Source organism: Polyangiaceae bacterium, from assembly GCA_016715885.1.
GTDB lineage: Bacteria > Myxococcota_A > Polyangia > Polyangiales > Polyangiaceae > Polyangium.
In genome coordinates, this window is sequence record JADJXL010000023.1 from 245,665 (window position 1) to 266,768 (window position 21,104).

Annotated in this window: 19 protein-coding genes; 6 read left to right on the forward strand and 13 right to left on the reverse strand. The window is 58.8% G+C overall.

Features of this window, described 5'->3' with window-relative positions; genetic code table 11:
- Positions 1 to 86: 86 nt before the first annotated feature.
- Positions 87 to 542: a hypothetical protein gene (locus IPM54_34455; GenBank protein ID MBK9264870.1), complete on the reverse strand. Its 456-nt coding sequence runs from the start codon at positions 540 to 542 to the stop codon at positions 87 to 89.
- Between the two features lie 260 nt (positions 543 to 802).
- Here IPM54_34455 and IPM54_34460 point away from each other — a divergent pair, with 260 nt between their 5' ends.
- Positions 803 to 2,395 (forward strand): serine/threonine protein kinase, encoded by a 1,593-nt coding sequence (locus IPM54_34460; GenBank protein ID MBK9264871.1) that lies wholly within the window; start codon positions 803 to 805, stop codon positions 2,393 to 2,395.
- Positions 2,396 to 2,405: 10 nt separating this feature from the next.
- Here the strand turns inward: IPM54_34460 and IPM54_34465 are convergent, their stop codons facing one another.
- The 9 genes from IPM54_34465 to IPM54_34505 all read right to left on the reverse strand — a co-directional run bounded on the left by IPM54_34465 (position 2,406) and on the right by IPM54_34505 (position 9,920).
- Entirely contained in the window at positions 2,406 to 2,798 is a 393-nt protein-coding gene (locus IPM54_34465) for a DUF814 domain-containing protein (GenBank protein ID MBK9264872.1), read from the reverse strand.
- A 13-nt stretch (positions 2,799 to 2,811) separates the two neighbouring features.
- The gene (locus tag IPM54_34470; GenBank protein ID MBK9264873.1) at positions 2,812 to 3,084 is read right to left on the reverse strand and encodes a hypothetical protein; all 273 of its coding nucleotides are present in this window, start codon (positions 3,082 to 3,084) and stop codon (positions 2,812 to 2,814) included.
- Between the two features lie 504 nt (positions 3,085 to 3,588).
- On the reverse strand, positions 3,589 to 3,936 hold the full coding sequence (locus tag IPM54_34475) for a hypothetical protein (protein MBK9264874.1): 348 nt from the start codon (positions 3,934 to 3,936) through the stop codon (positions 3,589 to 3,591).
- Positions 3,888 to 4,760, reverse strand: a complete 873-nt coding sequence (locus IPM54_34480) for a hypothetical protein (GenBank protein ID MBK9264875.1) — start codon at positions 4,758 to 4,760, stop codon at positions 3,888 to 3,890. The genes IPM54_34475 and IPM54_34480 overlap by 49 nt, the downstream gene beginning before the upstream one ends.
- A complete protein-coding gene (locus IPM54_34485) occupies positions 4,757 to 5,833 on the reverse strand; it encodes a hydroxymethylglutaryl-CoA synthase (protein ID MBK9264876.1) in 1,077 nt (358 codons plus the stop codon). The genes IPM54_34480 and IPM54_34485 overlap by 4 nt, the downstream gene beginning before the upstream one ends.
- Positions 5,830 to 6,588: an enoyl-CoA hydratase/isomerase family protein gene (locus IPM54_34490; GenBank protein MBK9264877.1), complete on the reverse strand. Its 759-nt coding sequence runs from the start codon at positions 6,586 to 6,588 to the stop codon at positions 5,830 to 5,832. The genes IPM54_34485 and IPM54_34490 overlap by 4 nt, the downstream gene beginning before the upstream one ends.
- A gap of 9 nt (positions 6,589 to 6,597) precedes the next feature.
- A complete protein-coding gene (locus IPM54_34495; protein ID MBK9264878.1) occupies positions 6,598 to 7,623 on the reverse strand; it encodes a ketoacyl-ACP synthase III in 1,026 nt (341 codons plus the stop codon).
- On the reverse strand, positions 7,620 to 8,462 hold the full coding sequence (locus tag IPM54_34500) for a 1-acyl-sn-glycerol-3-phosphate acyltransferase (GenBank protein MBK9264879.1): 843 nt from the start codon (positions 8,460 to 8,462) through the stop codon (positions 7,620 to 7,622). The genes IPM54_34495 and IPM54_34500 overlap by 4 nt, the downstream gene beginning before the upstream one ends.
- A 558-nt stretch (positions 8,463 to 9,020) precedes the next feature.
- Positions 9,021 to 9,920, reverse strand: coding sequence for a transposase (locus IPM54_34505; GenBank protein MBK9264880.1), 900 nt, complete (start codon positions 9,918 to 9,920; stop codon positions 9,021 to 9,023).
- Between the two features lie 185 nt (positions 9,921 to 10,105).
- Between IPM54_34505 and IPM54_34510 the strand changes: the two genes are divergently transcribed.
- From IPM54_34510 to IPM54_34525, 4 genes are all read left to right on the forward strand, one after another.
- Positions 10,106 to 10,921, forward strand: coding sequence for an RHS repeat protein (locus tag IPM54_34510; GenBank protein MBK9264881.1), 816 nt, complete (start codon positions 10,106 to 10,108; stop codon positions 10,919 to 10,921).
- Between the two features lie 44 nt (positions 10,922 to 10,965).
- Positions 10,966 to 12,423: a hypothetical protein gene (locus IPM54_34515; protein ID MBK9264882.1), complete on the forward strand. Its 1,458-nt coding sequence runs from the start codon at positions 10,966 to 10,968 to the stop codon at positions 12,421 to 12,423.
- A 267-nt stretch (positions 12,424 to 12,690) separates the two neighbouring features.
- Complete coding sequence (locus IPM54_34520; protein ID MBK9264883.1) at positions 12,691 to 13,269, forward strand: hypothetical protein; 579 nt, start codon at positions 12,691 to 12,693, stop codon at positions 13,267 to 13,269.
- Positions 13,173 to 14,108, forward strand: a complete 936-nt coding sequence (locus tag IPM54_34525; protein MBK9264884.1) for an IS4 family transposase — start codon at positions 13,173 to 13,175, stop codon at positions 14,106 to 14,108. The genes IPM54_34520 and IPM54_34525 overlap by 97 nt, the downstream gene beginning before the upstream one ends.
- A 714-nt stretch (positions 14,109 to 14,822) precedes the next feature.
- Here the strand turns inward: IPM54_34525 and IPM54_34530 are convergent.
- The 3 genes from IPM54_34530 to IPM54_34540 all read right to left on the reverse strand — a co-directional run bounded on the left by IPM54_34530 (position 14,823) and on the right by IPM54_34540 (position 17,515).
- The gene (locus IPM54_34530) at positions 14,823 to 15,350 is read right to left on the reverse strand and encodes a hypothetical protein (GenBank protein MBK9264885.1); all 528 of its coding nucleotides are present in this window, start codon (positions 15,348 to 15,350) and stop codon (positions 14,823 to 14,825) included.
- 79 nt (positions 15,351 to 15,429) lie between these two features.
- Entirely contained in the window at positions 15,430 to 16,989 is a 1,560-nt protein-coding gene (locus IPM54_34535) for an ATP-binding protein (GenBank protein ID MBK9264886.1), read from the reverse strand.
- A gap of 7 nt (positions 16,990 to 16,996) precedes the next feature.
- The gene (locus IPM54_34540) at positions 16,997 to 17,515 is read right to left on the reverse strand and encodes a hypothetical protein (GenBank protein ID MBK9264887.1); all 519 of its coding nucleotides are present in this window, start codon (positions 17,513 to 17,515) and stop codon (positions 16,997 to 16,999) included.
- A gap of 2,656 nt (positions 17,516 to 20,171) precedes the next feature.
- On the opposite strand from IPM54_34540, the gene IPM54_34545 reads away from it, so the two are divergent.
- Positions 20,172 to 20,546 carry a hypothetical protein gene (locus IPM54_34545; GenBank protein ID MBK9264888.1) on the forward strand — a complete coding sequence of 125 codons (375 nt, stop codon included), beginning with the start codon at positions 20,172 to 20,174 and terminating at the stop codon, positions 20,544 to 20,546.
- Positions 20,547 to 21,104 lie beyond the last annotated feature (558 nt).

Below are 21,104 nucleotides of genomic sequence, written 5' to 3' on the forward strand. Positions count from 1 at the left end.
GGCTGCTGCATATGCGGCGTCGAGAATCGTAAACGGAGCGGATTGTCTTTCATTCCCGTACGAGCCGTCCGTCCATCCCGTGCGCGCTACGATGTCGAGTGTTTTGCACCGTCGGCGACGATTTCGGCGCTCTCGAGGACGTATTTCGCATTTTGTGTCGTATTGTCCACCACGACGATCGGTGGATCGGTCGTTTCAGCATAAACCCATATCTTGACGCTCGGCGAACCTGACCAATTGAATGCGTATTTGCCCTCGCTCGAGGACCTGGTCTCCTCCAAAACGTTGTCATTCGCGGCATCCAGCAGAAGGACCCGTGCGCCTCGAATGGGGTGCGATGCGATTTTCGAATAATCCAGTCCGTCGTTCAAACGATCGTACGGGACGGACTCGTAACGAAGCTCACCCGAAAGGCGCGGATTGGACGGCGTTCCGCCAGTCGTCGCGGGTTTTTCGTCCGACCCACATCCTGCCGCAACCAGGGCCGACAGCATTACGAAAAGCGGTATACCCCGCCGCGGCTTCGTGCGTCTCGTCATCATCCGCTTCCTCCAAAGGATCCCGAACGCTTTGGGTAGACTAGGATGCCGAACATTTCGGAGCAAGGGCCATTCGGGGGGTATGGGGGGCAGAGCATTTTATTCCCCCTCTCCGCCGCGCCATAGGCGCGTGGGGAGAGGGGGTTAGGGGGTGAGGCGCGACCCCACCATCGACTGGCCTCGCGAAGCGAGCGCTCAAATCCAGGCCCGGCATCGATCCGTCTTCTCGTAATTTCCTCGCGGGTCGATTAGCATGCGCTCCCATGGGCTTTCTCCCCGGCGCGATGATTGGCGGCAAGTACCGTCTCGAGCGCAAAATTGCCGAAGGCGGCGTCGGGGAAGTGTGGATTGCCATCGATCAAAAGTCGCGTCGTGTCGCCATCAAACGCCTTTTGCCCGAGACGGCCAAGGACCGCGAGCTCGTGGCGCGTTTTCGTCGCGAAGCTGTGTTGCTCGGCAAACTCCACAGCGAACACGTCTCGCAAGTCATCGAGCAGATCACGGATCCCAAGTTTGGACTCTTGCTCGTCATGGAGTTTGTCGACGGCGAATCTCTCGCCGACTTGCTCGACAGACGGCGAAGACTTCCCGTTCCCGAAGTCATCGCCATCGGCATCGACATCGCGCGGGCCATCGGCGTGCTTCACGAAGCGAACATCATCCATCGCGATCTCAAGCCCGAAAATGTGATCATGCGGCGTTTGCCCGGCGGCGCTGCGAAGGCTGTGCTCATTGATTTCGGCTTCGCGCGCCTCGATCCGCATGGCCAAGGCAAACGCCCAAACGACGAAGCACTCACGGGCATCACGCGAGCTGATACGATGCTCGGCACCGTCGCGTACATGGCGCCCGAGCAGGTGCTCAACTCGCGAGATGTCGGCCGCGCAGCCGATGTCTATGCGCTCGGAGCCATTCTGTATCGCGCCATGTCGGGCCGCCACGCCTTCGGTGACGTCGACGATGTCGCGTACGCTCGCGCCAAACTCGACGGCGAAGCACCGCCGCTCATTGCCGATCGTTCGAGCCCCGTGGCCGCCGCCGTTGCAAAAATCATCATGCGTGCGCTCAAGCGTCGTCCGGTCGAACGATATGACCGCATCGAGATGATGCTGAAAGAGCTCGTTGCTGTTCGCGACGAACCACCGATGTCGGACGATGGCGACGCTCCCACGCAGAACGCGCCCATTGCAGCGCTTCTTGGTTCCGATGGGACAAACCCATCACAGCCAGGCAACGACGGCGCGACCTCTCAAACCGAACGCGTCGTCGTCAACTTGCCAGCGCCTGATCCACCTGCGCCTGCTGCGGCATCGACGTCGCCCGACGAATCTTCCGTGACGCGTCCACGTCAGCCGGCCGGCGTGCGAACGATTCCCATTCCGACCGCGAATCCTCTAGCTCCGCCCCCGCCGCCGCTTGCACCTGCCCCAGCGGCCATACCGGCTGCACCTCTTCCACCTCCGTCATTACGATTGGCGCCGCCCCCGGTTCCTCCCAAATTGGCACCGGCAGCGCCTGCACCGGGCGTGGATGACGACGTGCCGGCGTACTTGCGCAATACATCACGCAATCGCGCTGTTGGGCAGGGACAAACCGTTCCGCTCTTGGGCGGCGATGACGATATTCCGGTGCATTTGCGCCAAACTTCTCCCGCGCGCGGAATTCCCGCGCCGCAATTGCCTGCGCCGATGGCGGAAACCAAGAAACCGGCCTCCAGCGGCATTTCATTCGGCGCCGCGCTCATCAGCATGGCCATTACGCTCATTGCTGGCTTCGTCGCAGGGTGGATCGTACACGCCAGTTTGTCCGGGCATTCTCCTTGGGAAGTGCCCGCTGCACGCACCCCGAAGCGCTGAATACCGCAAATCAATCCCCGTCGCCCACGTTCCCTGGTTGAGCAGGACGAACTTTGATGCTTTTGTATTTGGAAATTTCCACGAGGCCCGCCGGTGCTCCTCGCGGCTTTTTCACGTCGCCCGCTCGGCAATAATGCACTTCCACCCGCGGACTTCCACGCGCTTTCGAATACCACGCCGATGCCGCGGCGGCAGCTTCGATCACCGCGCGCGGCACTTCCATTCGTTCGGGATTACGAATCACGACGTGACTTCCCGGCGTACCACCCGCAACGTGCATCCACACGTCGTGCGGCTGGGCCACTTCGAACGTCAAATAATCATTGTCCCCAGCACCTCGCCCAATGAGCACCTCGAAGCCTTCGAGCACCACCGTGCGATACGGTCGTCCCTTGCTGCTCATGAGCGAATTCTCGTCATTCGTCGGAAGGTTCGACCTTTTGACCACGCTCCAAGAGCCGCGTGACCAGATCGTCGACCGTATTGAGCCCTTCGAGGTCATCGGCGGACAATGCGAGGCCAATGTTCGACTGAATGAGAATGTCCACGCGCACCATCGTCAAACTATCGATATCGAGCTCCGACGTGAGCGACGTTTTGGCGGTGACGGTTTCGGCCCCCGTCACTTCCTTGATCAATGCAATGACCTTCGTGGTGATTTCGTCGCGATTGAGATGCGTATTCGACATGATGACCGAGACTCCCTATTTGGTCAGTTTCGCCCTTGGTAGACGGATCGGGCTTGGGTTGAAGCGAAATTCGCGTGCGCAAATCGAGCACGGCTTTGAGCGTATACGGAATGGGCTCGCCCAAAGGCAGCGGCCCCAAAACGGCACGACGTACACCAAAACGAACCGGCGCGCCACGAACATGCGACAAAAGCGTCAAAGAATCCGCGTGCTGCAATAGGCACGCAACATGCCCGGCATTCCCGTCGAGCTCGACCCACGCGGCCGCCTTACGCCCCGTGACTTGATCGAGATGCTCCACCGAGCTGCCCGCATTCGTCACCGCACGTATCGTACCGCGCGGAAGCGGCGCCGATTCCGGCTTCGCCGTGCTCCCGCATTTTGCACACTTGCGCCTTTCGGCCAAACTCATGGCGCCGCACGACGTGCACCGAAACCCGTGGCGCTTCGATACCTCGCCGCGCACACGCCACATTTTCACGACGTTGCTATTTACCGCCTGGCTCATGCTGCACCTCGCGAAAACACCGTCGCATACGCGGCCGATCCGAGCCCCACGAGGCTCACGGCAAGCGCCTTCGCGCCGCTCGCTTCCGCCGCTTTCACTTGCCGTTTACCTGCGCCCGCACCGAGCTGCAAGAATGCTTCGCGCGCCTGCACGATCCCGCATGTTCCCAGCGCCAAACCGCGCCCTTGCGCAGCTCCGCCCGGATTCACCACGCGCGCGTGCGCAATGCGCCCAAAGCCTTCCTTGCACGACGCTCCCGTTTGTCCGGGCTGCGTCAATTCCAGCGATTCGAGCGTCAATATTTCCGCAATCGTACATGCCGACGCAATGTCCACATACGCCATTTCGCCGATCGTCTTGTGTGCCCGTTCGAGCGCTCGCGCCGCTGCTGCTCGAGGTGCCCGAAATACGAGCGGTTCAGGCCGATCCGCAAGCACCGCAATATCGGAAGCGCCCCAATCGATTCGATGACGACCGGCGACATAGCGTGTTGCCGAGCCAAATCTTCCGCGCAAATGATGACCGCGGTGGCGCCATCCAAAATGGGCGGAAAATCCGAACGCACGAGCGGCGGAGCGACCGGCAAGTCGCGCATGATTTCTTGCGCCGTCGGCGCGTGCGAGAGAAATGTCTCCCCGCCGAGCACCGCATTGGCTGCGTTTTTCGCGACCACATGCGCCAACGCTCCCGCCTTCAATCCGTACCGCGACAAATACAGATCTGCCAAAAGGCCCGCTTGCGATTGAAACGTGAGCCCCAGCGGCGATTCGATTTCCCGGTCGAGCAGCGCATCGAGCAGCGTGCCGCGTTCACGCTCTTGCAGGTCGGACACTTTGGCTACGCCGAGGAGCAACGCGCACCGGGAAAAACCCGCCGCAACTTGCGCAACGGCCGCATGAAGCGCAGCACCGCCCGCGCCATCGCCCGCTTCGAGCTGATACACGGAGGTGTTCCCCGACAAACCAAGTCGATCCACGAGCACCGGACCGAGGGCTGCTTGATCGAGTACCGGAGCCGCGACGAATACGCTATCGATGTGCTCGGCAAATGGTCCATCGAGCAGATTGCCGGCGCAGCGTAATGCCAAATCGCCCGCCGACGCGTCCCAGTGATGATCGGCGCGCAAATCGCTCGCCGCAACGAGACAAGCTTTGGCCGTCGTCGTCATGTCTTGATTTTCCCCTGGCTCAGCAGGTATTGCCCATAGGTGAGCCATTCCGCGTGAACGTGGTCGACCTGCTCGAGAACGCTTTCTTGTCCCGAAGCTTTTTTGCGTTCCTGGAAGGCGCGAATTTCATCGGTCACCGTCATGACGAATCCGTCCGAACCCGCGCCGGATCCAAACGACACGAGCATCATGCGATCCCCGGGATTGGCCTGATCGAGTACGCCGCACAAGCTCAAGAGACAAGCGCTCGAATACGTATTTCCGATTTTGCTCGCGACGAGCGCCGGAGCAACCTGTTGTCTTGCAAACCCCAGCTTTTTGCCGACCGAAAGTGGCAACGATTGATAAGGTTGGTGCAAGCACAGGATCTTGTAATCTTCGGGGCGCGTATTGGTTTCTTCGAGCAGCCGCGTCACGACGCGCTTGGTATGCTCTTCGTACCCCATTTCCGAAGAAAACTTGCCGACGACATTCGGATAGGGCGCTCCATCACGCCGCCAGAAATCCGTCGTATCCGACGATGCTGCGGCGGTTTTGTCGATTCGCGCGAGGACCGAATCACCTCGACCCACCCAAAATGCCGCCGCACCCGCGCCAACGGATGCTTCGAGCAGCGTTCCTGGGCCGGATTGCGGACAATCGGCACCAATGGCGAGCGCCGCGCCCACTTGAGACGACGCGACGAGGCCCAGGGACAAGAAAAGCGCAGCCGTGCCACCTTTGCAGGCGAATTCCAGGTCGACCACGAATAAATCGGGCGCTAGACCCAATGCCTCGGCCACGATCACGCCGCTCGGTTTGACCGCGTACGGGTGACTCTCCGACCCAATCATCAAGCTGGAAGGCCGCGTTTCATTCAGCTTTCCAAGCGCGAGCGCTCGTTCGGCCGCTTCGATCGACAAAGTGACCGTGTCTTCATCGAGTCCATTGACGGCGCTCGAATTGCGACCATTGAGTCGATATATTTTTTCGAGTGGCTCGGACAAACCCCATTGTTCCACGAGGACTTTGATGTCCATGCGGAAATTCGGGACGTAATGCCCGTAGCTGACGATGCCGACCGGGTCGCTCATCCGGCCTCCTTTTTGCGCGAGCCGCGTGGAATTTGACAATTGAGCGCGAGCAGGGCTCCCAAGTGTTCGAGGCGATCTTCGGGGCGCATGCCGTGATGCATACGAAGCGCGTCGATTCCGAGCTGCAACGCTTCGCGGTTGTATCCGAGGACCTGGTCGACGAATTGCTGGACGCGTCCATCGAGCTCCGCCGCGGGCCAATTTTGCGTGACAAGCCCCATTTTCAGAGCCTTTTTTGCAGACCAGTTTTGCCCCGACAAAGCCCAATACAAAAATGCTCGTTCGCCGATGCGTGGGACGACGACGCCCGACGTCGTCAAAGGAAAAATCCCTTTACGCAATTGGGCCACCGAAAACGCCGCGCGGTCACTCGCGAACAAGAAATCGCACGACGACGCCAAGTCCACCCCGCCGCCGACGGCCACGCCATCGACCACGGCAATCGTCAAACACCGCGCTGAAACGATGTCCTTGAGCAGCGCCACGTATTCGCGCGTCGCTTCGTAGACGTCCGGTGATGTCGCTCCGCCACCGATGCCCGCTTCGAGAGCCGCGAGATCCATTCCAATGGAAAACACGCCCGCGACGCCGCTCTTCAGCACGACAGCTCGCGGCGGTTTGCCATCGACCCCGCGCACGAGCGCTTCGCGAAATGCGCGCACCATTTCGAGGTTGAGCGCATTTTTTGCTTCGGGACGAGTCAGCTTGACCGTGAGCAGACCTGTTGGTGTCGTTGAAATATCGATGAGTGCCACGGTGTCCTCTCATTGCGCCGTCAAAATGGCCGCGCCCCACGTCAATCCCGATCCGAATGCCATGGTGAGGATCCGGTCGCCCTTCTTGATTTTGCCGTCGTCGATGGTTTCCGACAAAAGCAAAGGAATGCTCGCGGCGGTCGTATTACCCACCCGCTGAATGTTCGAAAGCATTTTCTCGGGGGGGATTTTCATCATCGAGCAGACGGTTTTGGAAATGTTCAAGTTCGCTTGGTGCGGCAAGATCCACGCAATGTCGTCCAGCGTCAAACCCGCTTGAGCGACCGCGGCGCGACCTGCTTTGCTCATCCCGTCGACGGCCCTGCGGAAAATGAATTGCCCATCCATCTCCGCGTACCAAAATTCCTCGGGGTCGTCCACGACCTGTTTCCAATCGATGAACGGCTCGATCCCGACGTCGTACACGCGTTGGCGCAACCGGTCGGCATGTTTTCCATCGGCGAAGACGTTGAGCACATCAATGGAAAACGTGGGACGTTCACGTTCTGCGTGTGGCGCGGTGGATACCACGACAGCGGCCGCTCCATCACCGAAGAGCGGCGTGATGTGCGCGTGTTTCATCGTTTTGCCAAGGCCGCGCGAATGCACTTCGGCACATACGATGAGAATGCGGCTGTACATGCCGGCTGTGACGAATGCCCGGGCGACGTTGAGCGAATACAAGAAGCCCGAGCATTGATTGCGGATGTCGTATGCGGGAATGTTTGCAATCCCCAATTTGGGTTGCGTGTAAACGCCGAGCCCGGGGAAAACGTAATCGTTCGACAGCGTGGCGGCGATGATGCAATCGATGTCGGTGGCTTCCAGGCGCGCGTCCGCGAGCGCTCGTTTGGCGGCTTCTGCGGCGAGGTCCGACGTGCGGATTTTGCCCTCGATCCAGCGTCGTTCCACGATTCCCGTGCGTTTGGTGATTCCCGCGGGATCGGCGTTCATGGGCGGCGGCAGGTCTTCGTTGCGAACGATTCTATCGGGCAAAAAATGCCCAATGCCTACGATGAGTGGTGTTGCAGTCATGCGGATTGAGTCTCCATGGGAGCACGCGTGGCGCCAGGAACGACGGTGAAATCGTCAACTGCCTTGTAAATGGCTTCGGCCTGCTTCATCAGCACGCCTGCGGCATCGACGACTTTGAGGTCGAGCTGTTTGCCTTCGAGTTTGGTAGGCCAAAGGGGAGCGTGAAAGTCGACGTGCACGGGGCCCGGGTACACGAGAAATGCGTCTTTTTTGTGCAGCGGGAAGGTGCCTCGAATGACGGCGGGAATGATGGGAATGCCGAGAAGTGCCGCAAGCAAAAATGGGCCACTCTTGAAGGTGCCGAGCTTCCCGTCTTCGGATCGCGTTCCTTCGGGAAATACGACGATGCGTGGAATCCACCCCGTCTTTTGCCTTTCGCGTACTTCTTGCGCCAGCTTCTTCAACGACGCCAGGCTTGCGCGATCCACCGCCAGCCACGGAATCGTCTGCAAGAGCTTCCCGAGCATGGGGCGCTTCAGCGTTTCGACCTTGGCGACGAAATTGAGGTCCGTTCGATCGAGCAGACACATGAGCGCGATCGGGTCGAGGTTCGAGGCGTGGTTGGCGATGAGCACGTACCCGTTCGGGCACGCGTCGACGTGCTCCATGCCGGTGCCTGTGATGCGCAACCCACCGGCCTTTGCGGACATCGGCACGACGAACCGCCGTGTGAACTCGACGAAGAGGTAGCGAGCGCCGGGCTTGTAGAAGAGCTCGAACGGCCTGGTGCCCAAGTAGGCGACGACGAGCGATCCGTAGAGCGTGCCGCCGACGCCGAGGCCGTGGAGGACGCCTTGGAGGAGGCTTTGGTTGGAGGAGGAACTTGTTTCGGACGTCAAAGCAAGCGCGACGGTACAAGGCGAGGACGTACGTCGTCAACGGTCGTTCAAGGGGTTTTGATTGCGTAAATCCATACGCGCTCGTGCGCGGAGATTTCGCATTGCTTGGGGATCCACGTGACGGATCTTTGACAGTGGGGGCCACATCAACCGGGCGCTCCAGTGTGTTCTTTCCGAAGGGGAAATAAAGGGGAAATAAAATCCTAACCGCGTTGGCGACCGCCAGGCAAGGAGCCCCACGCAGCGCCCAAATTCCTCGAGAAACACCGCTGTTCTCAGTCGGCACGAAGCGCGGCAATTGCTCCGCACCCATGCTCGACGTGGCTCAGGCCACCGATCGTCCGGCCTCGGTCCCAGCGCCGACCTCGCCGTCGCGGACCAAAACCGAATGCAAAATCACACGCCGCCTCGCATCACAACGCTCACGGCACGTATGCCACACTTTGCCGTACAAAACCTAACGTTTTTTGAAAATAGAGCCGCCGCAAGACACACGTCTGCATTGGCTGAATGCCGTTTCATTCCGCCCATCATCCAATGCCGTTCAATACCCGCCGATCAACTGCTGCCCCCGATGTTTACCGAATGGAACACGCGCATCCACCATGTTCCCTCAGGAAACGCTACATCGCGGTCTCCCGCGCACCATCGGTCCAGCGCTGCGCGATACGCCGCACGAAACGCCTTTACCGCGCGCGCTGCGGCAGCCGCAATGGCGCCGCAACCTCGACCTGCCGCAAACGTCGGATTCAGCTTGCGCGTCGGCTCGGACGTCTTCGACCGTGTTTCCGTCGAAATCGTTGCCGCTCGTTTTGGCCCCAGCACGTTTTCCGGCGCAATGGTTTTTCGAGCCTCCTCCACCTCACGCTCCAATGCTTTCGCAACGTCGTCCCGAAATGCCTCCGCATCCGCTTCTGCAATCATCGGCGGTAGGTCGATAGGCAACTCCACCACCTCCGGCCACTTCGTTGCGTCGAAATATACCCTCGGAAGCCTCGTTTTCAGCACCGTTTGCCCAATGTCGGCCACGCGCGTTTTCGCCCCTGGCCATTCATCCGGATCGAGCACCGCCCCCGCTGCGACGGGATTCGCGAGCACGTACGCGATTTTCTCGACAATCGCTTTTCTCGACAATAATTCCACGACGCTCGGTGCCTCGGAATCCCAAATCGAGCCTTCCCAGCGGCGGAGCACCTTCGTTCCCATTGCGACGAATCGATGGAAGTAGGCCAGGAAAAACGGGAGCATCCCGTGCGGATCCGTCACGACGAGGTGAATGTGCGTCGACATTGCGCAAAATGCATGCACCTTCACGCGGTAAACGCGCGCAGCGAGCGCCAACGAATACTCGACGAGCTCCCTCATTTCATCATCGGGACGAAGCAAAAAATATCGACATATGGTGCGTCGCGTCACCATATAAGTCTTGTCGGGAAGAATCTTTCGAGCGTATGACATGTTTCGCTCCAGCTTGGTCCGGTTCGCACCTTGCGAATTCCGTGCCACGACCGGAACTGAACAATTTCAACATGTTACACACTTCTGGGGTTGGCGGATTCGCCCCGCCGCCACCCTCCGCCATGGCGGCCGCCAGGCAAAGTGAACACCATTACGGTATCCATTGACCTGCTCGGACGAACACATTGTACACGAAGTCTTGCGATGCGGGCGAGCGGTGGACCTTCACGAATGCCGTGGGAAATCCCATTCGAGTGTGGGACAGCCTTGATCACGTCATCCGGTCGGTTTACGACGAGCTGCATCGGCACACGGAGCTCTGCGCGGAGTGCACGATTTACGGCGAGGGGCAAACGGATCCCGAAGATTCGAACCTCCGCGGCAAGGTGTACCAAGTCAATGACCGAGCGGGCGTCGTGACGAACCATGAATATGATTTCAAGGGGAATTTGGTATCAACGCAGCGGCAGCTTGCGCAGGAGTATATTACGCAGCTCGATTGGTCGGACACGGCGGCGCTGGAGATGGATATTTTTACTCAGGAAACCGTATACGATGCATTGAATAGGCCGACGAGAATCACGACGCCCGATGGGAGCGTCGTAATTCCGGAGTACAACGAAGCAGGGTTGCTCGAAGGGGTCGAAGCGCATGTTCGTGGTGCGCCGACGCCAACGGTATTCGTCGACGATATCGAGTACGACGCCAAGGGACAACGTGAACGAATCGAATACGGCAATGGCAAGTTCACGCGAGAATGGAAGAGACTACCTTGGATGCCGTTGCCGAGTGCGTCAGTATTCCCTAACATATCACGGGAAAGACGTTTTGGTGACCAACGAAGCGCAAAACGATCCAATCATCGAAGTAATGGCCAATGCGGACTGAGTGGCACAAGAACTCGTGAAAAAGGCGTGCATCGTTCGACCAGCAGATCCGGACGAGTTCCTAGCGAAACATGCGATAAAGTCATTCGCAACAATGCCCGGACCCCGAGATGAAACACGTCCTTGCGTGATCGAACCCAAAGGCACTAAAAAGAGACATGCGCTTTTTCGAGATGCTCCTCGTGGTTGCCACGTTGCTCGCGCTTTTCGCCACGTTGCCCGTCAAAAATCCACGTCCACGTCTGTTGCTCGGCCTTTGGATAGGCTCGGTTCTTCTTGCCGCACTCCAGGCCCTCGTGGAAAAAAGTCGTTGGCAGCTTGGTTTCGTGTACGTGGTTCTTGGTCTCTTGGCCATTCCCACGTTCTTGACGTGGCGAAAGCGACATGAAGAGACATCTTCGGCAAAACGTCGACGTTGGCCCCGAATCGTCGCGGTCGTTCTGGGTACGCTGGGGATCCTCGTGTCGGGGCTTCTTGCGGCGCTTTTGCCGGTGTTTTCATTGCCTTCGCCCACGGGTCCGCATCCCGTTGGCGTCACGTCGTACGAATGGGTCGACCTCGAGCGTACCGACGAACATCTCGCGACGCCGTCGGGTCATCGTCGCCTGGTCGTCAAAATCTGGTACCCAGCAGCCCCTTCGGATGCGTCGCATGAACTGTATCTCGACAAATCGCATGCAGAAGGGATCGCTCGAGACTTCAAACTACCAGGGTTTGTTCTGAGCCATCTCGCACTCGTGCGCACGAATGCCCGTCGGGACGTTGCCCTTGCATCTGGAAACGAAAAGTTTCCCGTGGTGCTCTTTTCTCACGGTTATGCCATGGCCCCCGAGGTGTATGCGTTTGTCGTCGAGCAGCTCGCGAGCCATGGATATGTCGTGGTTTCCATATCGCATACGTATGACGGCGCGTATGTCGTTTTTCGTGATGGAACCCATGCGTCGTTCCAACCGGCGGGAGATATGAAGCGAATGGACATCATGTTGAAGTCCATCGAGCCGCGTCTTTGGGTTTGGATGGCGGATGCTAGGTTTGTCTTGGACCAAGTCACGAAACTGAATACCTCGGAAGAGCGCTTCAAAGGACGGCTCGACCTGGAACACGTGGGGTATGCGGGGCATTCGTTTGGAGGTGCCACGGCGTATGCGGTTCACGCGGTGGATCCTCGATTCAAAGCCGCATTGAACATGGACGGAGCGCTTTTTGGCTCCCCCGAGCAGGCTCGACCCACACAGCCTTTCATGCTCATGAACGCGGATTACCAAAGCCTGACGGACGAAGACCTCGCGCGTGTCGGCATGAATCGAAAAGAGTTCGATGCATTTACCGGACAGCTCGAGAGCCATTGGGCTGCTTCGACGGAACCAACCAAGGGACCGCGTTATCGGGTGCGAATTGCAGGCACAACCCATGGGAGTTTTTCCGACCTTCCCTCGAGCGTCCCCGCCTTTTTTTCGGGGCCATTGCCGACGCTCGAGGCGTATCGACTGATCAATCAGTATTCGCTTGCGTTTTTCGATCAGTACCTCAAAGGTCAATCGAGCCCAGTTCTCGTGGGCCCAGCAGCGGATTCTGCCGTCGAGTTCACCTCCCATCCGGCAGCTCCCAATCCGTAGGAGATCGGGCGAAAACGCGCGGGAAACCCCCACCCACGTTGGCGGCCTGTATGGCGCACCCCTGGCGGTAGGCTGGCGGGACAAGCTGGCGGCCGCCACCCTCCGCCATGGCGGTCGCCACAGGCGGCGCGTCAAGATTCGCTCGAATTGAACGGTCCATCCATCATCCGTCGCAAGACCTGGTCCTCCCCCGCTGCTATCTGAGCATTCATCGCATCTAGGTTTTTCCTGGGAATTTATAGCTCCTTTCGACTGCTCTCACCGGCGATGATCATCGCAAGTCGGCAAGAGACACGGGAATGGGCGCACGAGGAATTCGGTCACGCGCAGCTTGGCGACGCACGGCGCACGCTTCGTCTGGTTCGGATGGCAGCGGAGGCTGCGAGGCATCCCGGCGGGACGGTCTTGGACGTTTTTCGTTCGCACGCCGAGCGGCAAGGAGCATATGATTTCCTGGCGAATCCGCATATTCGAGAGAGTGATATCCTCGACGCAATCGCCATGGCGACCGCTGGCCGATGCGAGGGGCAGCCGTTCGTTTTCGTCACCGTTGATGGCACGAGCCTTCGGCTGACCGATCGAAAATACACGAAAGACTTCGGTGCCATCGGCACCACGAAGCTTGGCGCTCGCGGGCTCAAGGTCATCCATTCCTATGCGGTTTCCTCTGATGGTGTGCCGCTCGGGATCGTCGACCAGCAATGGTGGAACCGTGTGCCACAGAAAAACGCAATGACTGCCGTCGTCGTGTGGTTGCAGAGAAAGAGACACGCCATTGGCTCCGCACGATCGAGGCGAGCAACGAGCGGCTGGCGGCATCGAAAACGCGATTATGGTTCCAAATAGACCGCGAAGGCGACCGCTATGCGACACTCAAATCGCTCCATGACACCGGGCAATGGTTTACGGCCCGTTCGACCTATGGATCTCGTTTCGTTCGGAATGGCAGGCGCAAGGAGCGCCTTGCCGAAGTCCTCGCACGAACGCCACCACGTGGGACCTATCGGCTATTCGTACGATCGCGGGATGACCGAAAAGGAAGAATGGCCACGCTGCGCATTCACACGACATCGGTGGTGCTCGATATGTTCGAGCGAGCCACCCGTGAGCGATACCTCCTGCCGGTGAATATCGTTGACGTGCACGAAATGGGCACGATACCTGATGGCGAAGAGCCGATTCATTGGCGGCTCATGACGAATCACTCAATCGATACGGATGAGGACGTGGCGCTCGTGTTGTACGGGTATACGCAGCGCTGGCGAATCGAGGATCTGCACAAAACGTGGAAGTCAGGGGCCTGCCGAGTGGAAGATACGCAGCTACGTTCGACCCGGCGTGTTATAAAGTGGGCGATGATCATGGCCGCAACTGCCGCCCGTATTGAGCGTATCAAGCTGCTCGCCCGCACCGACCCATTACAGCCCGCGTCTATCGAGTTTGGACCTCACGAAATCGCGGCGACTCTTCTCATGAAGCGAAAATACAAAAAACAAACCGAGACGATCCCTGAATCAATGCCCACCATTGGCCAATTCACGATATGGCTGGCGGAACTCGGCGGGTACATGGGCAAGTCTTCCGGCGGGCCACCAGGCTCCATCACGATCCAGCGGGGTTTGGATTTCATCCTGCCGATCGCCGCGGCACTGGCTGCGATCGAGGACGAACGGAAGATGCGATGAATGCTCAGCCGCTGCTATGGACACCCTTTCTGCGCGAAGATGCGCGAGGAGAGTTCGATGGCAAAGCGACGAATCATCTCCAGAAAATACCGAACAGCCGGACGCCTGAGTTTTTTCTCTCGCCATGAGACGCCCATCGACCGTCAGTGTGAGTTTTTTCTCTCCGCAAAGCCTACCCATCGACCTCGCGTCTGAGTTTTTTCTCTCCTGCAAGGTCGCCCATCGACCGTTGGGCTGAGTTTTTTCTTTATCGGGAGGCTGCTCATCGACCGTTGGACTGAGTTTTTTCTCTGCTGGAAGGGTGCTCGTCGACCTCCAAGTTGAGTTTTTTCTCTGCCCGGAGGTCATCGATCGACCAGGGCCCTGAGTTTTTTCTTGGCCGAGGCTTCGTGGCGCTGTCGATGCTCGATCCGCAGAATTCGCTTGACATTTGATTCGGCCGAGAAACCAGGCAATTTATCATTGATGTGCGCGCATCTGTCCACACGCACCGAAGGCCATCGGCCACCATCTCGTAGCGCGCCTCGCCTTCGCAAAAAATCGACATGGGCCCGAAAGGATGTGGTCTTCTCGCTGCCCTACCACGCGCTCGATGGACCGCAGCGAGCCCATCCGAATGAAGCGCGTGTGCTGTTTTGCCTCCCCGTGAAATCAATGGCTTCACCGCCGTCGCTTTCGGCGGGCAGTTTCGGCGTCTTCTGCCATTGCATCGCTTTAGTTCGAAGGGCCGTGCTTGGACGTTATCGTTTTGATGTCCGCCGCGAGTCGCTTTTCGAGGCTATCGCGGAAGGCCTGGACCTCTTCCATGTAAGCCATTAACTCCCGCTCGAACTCGCCGATGATCTCCGTCTTATCGAAGCTCTCTCGCAGCGCGATGATTTTTTCGAATGGTATCGGCTGCTCGTTTCCCTCCATGAGCTGCTCGAACGCTTCCTTGTTGGCGATGACCTCGTCGAGGACAGCCTTCATTTGCTCATCTTGTGCGGTACTGATTGGTTGAATACGTGCGCGCTGCTCCGGCGTCAACGGCTTGCGAAGCAATGGGAGGCTGGCGAGCATTTGCTCGAGCGCGACTCTGTCAGCCTCGGTATCGAGATTGGGGATGGTCGGGATGGGAGCGTTTTCCAGCGTCATGCCAGCCTTGACTGCGAGCGCGGAACGCATCTGGCGGATTTGCGCGATGGCACGATCCACACGGCGGCGAAGTTCGGGGATGGATATCGCGGCGAGTTCTTCGAGCATGGGGCCATCATGCCAAAAGGATGTGGGACTTGCGAGTCATCTGCGGCGAATCTTCGAAACGCGAGCAAACGGCCTTGGCTCAACACCCCACGAGCCGAATATGCTTTCCCGCGTGATCGACCTCACGCACGAAGAGCTTGTCGTTCCAAGCAACCTCTTTGCGCATGTCGAACATGACCATCCATCCATCGCTTTCGCCCAAGCGATCGAGGTATCCGGCGACCTGATCGAGCGCACGGGTTTCTGTCTCGGAGTCGCGACGAATCTTCACTTCGATCGCGTGACGTTCGTCCTTCCAGAAAATAAGCAAATCGAGCGCCTTGCGCCCCAAACCATATTCGCGCGTGATGCGTCCGCCGCCATTGATGATGCGCTGCAGGAACGCCATCAGCATCAAATGAGGACCTGATTCCCGATAACTGAACCCCTCGGCAGCCAAATGGCCATCCTCGCGCCAGAACATTTGCCAATCCTGCATGAGCTTGCCCATGTCGAGCGATCCGTCCGGGCGCACGTACCATGCCGTTTGCTGCGGCAACGTCACTTGCTGCGCATACGTGAGAGTTCTGGGAATGACTTCACGATAGATGGGATTGGCAATTTCGATGCCTCCAGCGCGTTTGCGGAGCAAACCAAGCCCAACGCAATACGCAATGTCGTCGTCGAGCATGTCGCCGTCGGGTAGAGCGCCTTCGAGCATGGGATCCAGGATTCTGCGGACGCGCGGTTCGCGTAGCCTTGCCACGAGCGAATCGATGTGGCTGCGCCGCTCGATGATGATGGTCTCCTTTGCCGCCTCGACGTCTTCGACCGTAATGGGAATGGCGCGGTCTTCGACGTCGTAGTTCACGATTTGATCGGCGAGTGCATTGGTGAGCCATGGATGACCCTGTCCCAATTCATAGATTTTGGCGACGGCCTCCGGCAAGAACACCTGTCCGGTCTCGTCGGTGTGTTGCTGCAAGAGCTCGGCGACTTCGCTCTCGGTGAAAGGGTCGAGGGTTGCGGGTTTGGCGGTAATGTTGAAAGGCGAGCTCGTGCCGAGCCAAGCGAGGACTCGTCGGTCCTCTTCGCGCAAGGCATAGTCGCGGACTTGGCGTTGCCCCACGAGCACGACGCTGGCAGGAAAGGGGGATTTGCTACGGTTGATGTAACCATCCCGAAGTTGCGTGAGAAAAGAGACCATGGCCTCGCCGACCAACCCGTCGGCCTCGTCGAAGAAAATGACCCAGCGTTTGTCGTCGCGAGCTGCGAGGTCGGATAAACAATGCAAAATTGCGGTTTGTGGAATCGACACGAGTTCGTCGATGCGTGTCCTATCGAGTGGTTGGAAGGGTGGCTCGAGCGATTTGCAGACAGAGGCGATTTTGTCCAAGACGACACGAAACGCCGTGGCAGGATCCGGTTGCTCGCGAGCGGTCTGGATGTCGACCCAAAGAGCGTGCCAGTCGCCGGTGGCGTTGTAGTGGTCTTCGAGCCATCGAGCGCAGGTCGTTTTGCCCGTCTGTCGTCCGGCAGTGAGGGTGAAATACTTGTGCTCCTCGATGAACTTCATGACGAGCTTCAACCGCCGCTCGGGAGGAAGCATGTAGTGTTCGCCGGGATTGCACGGACCGGCGGTATTGAACGAGGGGCGCATGATGGGGTTACATTAGTCCAAACCGGTCGAGGCGTCCAGCGTGGAGACGACGATGCGTCACGCCACGCTCGCCCAATTCAACGAAATGCAACTCGAGTCGTTTTTCGAGGTCATCGCGGAAGGCCTGGACCTCTTCCATGTAAGCCATTAACTCTCGCTCGAACTCGCCGATCATCTCCGTCTTATCGAAGCTCTCTCGCAGTTCGATGATTTTTTCGAATGGTATCGGCTGCTCGTCTCCCTCCATGAGCTGCTCGAACGCTTCCTTGTTGGCGATGACCTCGTCGAGGACAGCCTTCATTTGCTCATCTTGTGCGGTACTGATTGGTTGAATACGTGCGCGCTGCTCCGGCGTCAACGGCTTGCGAAGCAATGGGAGGCTGGCCATCATTTGCTCGAGCGCGACTCTGTCAGCCTCGGTATCGAGATTGGGGATGGTCGGGATGGGAGCGTTTTCCAGCGTCATGCCAGCCTTGACTGCGAGCGCGGAACGCATAAGGCGGATTTGCGCGATGGCACGATCCACACCGCGGCGAAGTTCGGGGATGGATATTGCGGCGAGTTCTTCGAGTATGGGGCCATCATGCCAAAAGGATGTGGGACTTGCGAGTCACCTGCGGCGAATCTTCGAAACGCGAGCGAGAGCAGCGCCCCAAGGCACCCGCGCTCGTTTCGGCGGATCGCGCGCCAAAAGGCCTGCTCGCGCCAAGCCTACTCGGATCAACAAGGCTTGTCCCTAGGTCGGTGCGCGGAAGCACCAACCAAAAACGTGCCGCTTGACGCGCTGCATCTCGCGCCACGTCCATTGGGCTGTCCTTCTTATCGAAACTCGTCTAGATGGGTGAGCCATCGAGAATCGCGATCGACAGGGAAAACGTGTTGATTTCGCGTGTCGACAGGGGCACCTTGGCGACGTTGTCGCAAATCTTGGTTTGGGAGAACCTCACCGTCAGAAGCTTGGGCCTTTGCCGGATGAAATTGTGTGAGCAAACATGCCAGCATCAAACTGTTGCGGTGCGAATTCTTTTTAGGGGGCACGGTGGCCTCACGGAGGAGGCTTCTCGGTGCAAGTCTCTGTCCATCCCTTACAATCGATGAGCCATCGACACCATTTCTTTGCCACACTAGGTGACATTAAATCGACCATGACAATCCATTTTCCTTTACCATCTGCGCGTTGTGAATATTTGATTATAGCGGTAGTCCAGATGGGACCGTTGGGTTCCTGAACGACCATGCGCCCCAATCTACTTCTGAGAAGTTCCGCGCCCGCTTCGCTACTCGCGGTGGCCACATACCGACGCGCAGCTCCTTGCTCAAAAGTAGGTAGCGAGCAAGATGCGTCGGTTTGCTCCGCGCTTATCTCAGCGGGCGAAGCACTCTCAACAATGGTAGCTGCCGTGGTGGGCGCCCGTATCCGCCCGACCAACTTCCACCCCGACGCCTGCCGTGCACCGCTGCACGCTCAACGCGGACGCGTGCATCGCTTTACGGATGCGCCCGCACCGCCGACTGATGCGATGAAGCGTTCAGATGTCGTTCATCAGCCTCAGGCAATGCCCGGGCGCCAGACGTTGGGGCAAGAGCTCATCCAGGCGACTCGTGGGCCAGTCGGATTGCAGCGCTTCGATCGCCGTCTGTCAGGTATTCGAGCGGATTGAGCCCGTTTTGTGACAGGATCCGGTGGAGCGTAAAGCACGGCGAGCCTTTCTGCGCCAAGGTCGGATCCCGCAAACAGGAAAATGCTTTCACCTAGCGCAACCCAACGTAATCGTCTCTCGGCTTCGCCGTTGCTCGATCTCGAACTGGTCATCCGACAAGCACCGACGCCACAGCTTCGCTTTTCAGCGTACCGCCGCATCGAGGAATTGTTTTCCGAATCGCTTGCGACCGACGTCGCGGTCCATTGATAGAGCTCGTCCACGAGCGGCACGCTGCCGCAACGTCCTTTGCGCGAGCCGTTTATCTTCGCTGGAAAGCTTGTGCTCCTTGTATTCGCGCTTTCGAGGTTGTGATCGCCCTTGCAAGAAATTGATCGCCGGCCGCTCCGGACATCGCCGAGCTTCGCAGCTCCTCGAATTTGCGCCGAATGTGCATCCCGCGGCCGAGACGACGCTCCGCCGGGAACGATCTCCGTATCGCCATCCATGGCATCTCGAAGCCTTTTTCGTACCCGGCGTACCGGTCGCCTTGCAAATGGGCCGCGGGAACCATCGAGTAAATTTTGACGGCCCATCCGGCTTCCAATTCCGGCGTGTAGTGGAATGCGCCTTGTCCCGTCCCCGAATACGCCTGCCGTGCCCTCGTTTCCCGCCGCCATTTGGATGGTCTCTGTTCAGCTGCCAGCAACCCGTGTCATCCACCATTGATGTACTGGGATGCAATTGCCTTTTCCGCGCGCGCCCAGCAACTGGAGCGAGCACACGAGCGCAAAAGCCGACCAGTCTCCGATCGTCGATGTCGACAGCGGTACGCCCATGCGCGCGAATTCCTCGCATTGCCGAGGGAAGCGGCATGGAATCCCCGCACTCTGTCCGACGATTTTCCGCGAGCAGTCCCTGGAGGCGGGTCGCCCTTTATCCATGACTTTTTCGCTCGGCGACACCACCACGCCCTTATCACAAACGCCGCCAGGAGTTTTTCTCAAGCTCCTCGATGACCACGAATTTGGCCGGAATGAAGTCCAAAATCTGACTCTTGACGTAATCCATGCCGTCTTGTCAGCGCCACACGCAGCACATTTTCCGCAGCCCCTTCGGGCAAGGCAATCACCTTCTGTTGCCGAGGCAAGTTGCTCGGCATGGATTGCGGCCCTTGTGGCCTTCTGAGCGGCATGGGCGGGTTGTTTCGGTGGTGCGGGTGGCGGCGCTTCGGGTGCACCTTCGCCGAGTTTCGCGAGCATTGCCTTCAAGGTCTTCGGTACTGATTTTCTCGCTCTTGCGCCCGTACGGTGAGCGCAACGCCTTTTGGCAACCGCATGGCGAGCGCCGTGTTTTCCCTCTTTGACCCGCAACAAAAGGTCCATGACCAGCGCGATGAGCTCGTTCGATGCGGCTTCGCTTCGGCCATCGCCTGGAGTTTGCGCGCGCATGTCGCGCTTGGTCAATGTGGCGTGAGTTTGTCGATGGGGGAGGTGACAGCGAGCGCCCCGTACCGGATGGCGCTGCGAGGTTAACAGAACGATGGAAATTTTTCCTCGTTTGTCGCCGGAGCTTTCCCACGATTTGGAGGCGCACCACAAGATGTGGCGGCTGGTACCCCAGGCAGCATTGTCTGCGCGGCGCACGAGCCTGAAGCGCTCTTATGTGTCGCCGTGCATCGCTCAAGTCGATATCTTTGAGGAGCAATTCCAGCTCCGCGGCGCCGACTTTGACGTGACGAGCGCTGGATGGTACGCGGCATTGGGTAGTGGAAAATGGCTCCGGGGCAAGCTCAGCTTAAGGGCAGGGATGCAATATCCGGTGGGATCCCAGAAAAGGACGCGCGGATCTGGTCCCTCGACGGAACTTGAAAACAAAAGATGCCTGACGCTGGTCTTCGCCGATGACCTTCAGTAACGGCTTATGGCGGACAAAACCATCGAAGCTCTGCGGTGATCCGGTAGGCGCGGCAGCCAACAAATGCGCAAATGCCGGCGGAAGCGTGAACATTATTTCGCATCGTCCGTTCCTAGGCACATCGAGGCACCCGGCGCAGCGTCGCATCGTCGGACCAGGCAGACGCGGCATCAGTATTGCGACCGTCGACAACGACATCGCATGCGTGCTGGTTGGCGTCCCCGCATCGAGCCCGCAATCCCGCGAGACGACGTGGACAGGCAGAAATGCGTGCGGCAGAAAAGTTCGCGCGGTATGCTCAAGCCGTCGAGCAAGCGTACTTTTCAGTTGCCAACGCCATGACTAGCGGAATGCGCTGCGACACCAACGCGCACCCTAAACTCAGCCGTTGTCCTGCGCGCTATTGTGTTTCCTTCACTTCCTTTACAAGCTTCGCCTTTTAGGCGATGCGGAGCCCAGCCATCCTGACCTCCGGTCGTGGTACGATCATAGTGCAACCGGTGGGCCCGCTCCGGTGCGTAGGATGGCCGATGGTTACGCCGCAAGTGCCCGTTCGCC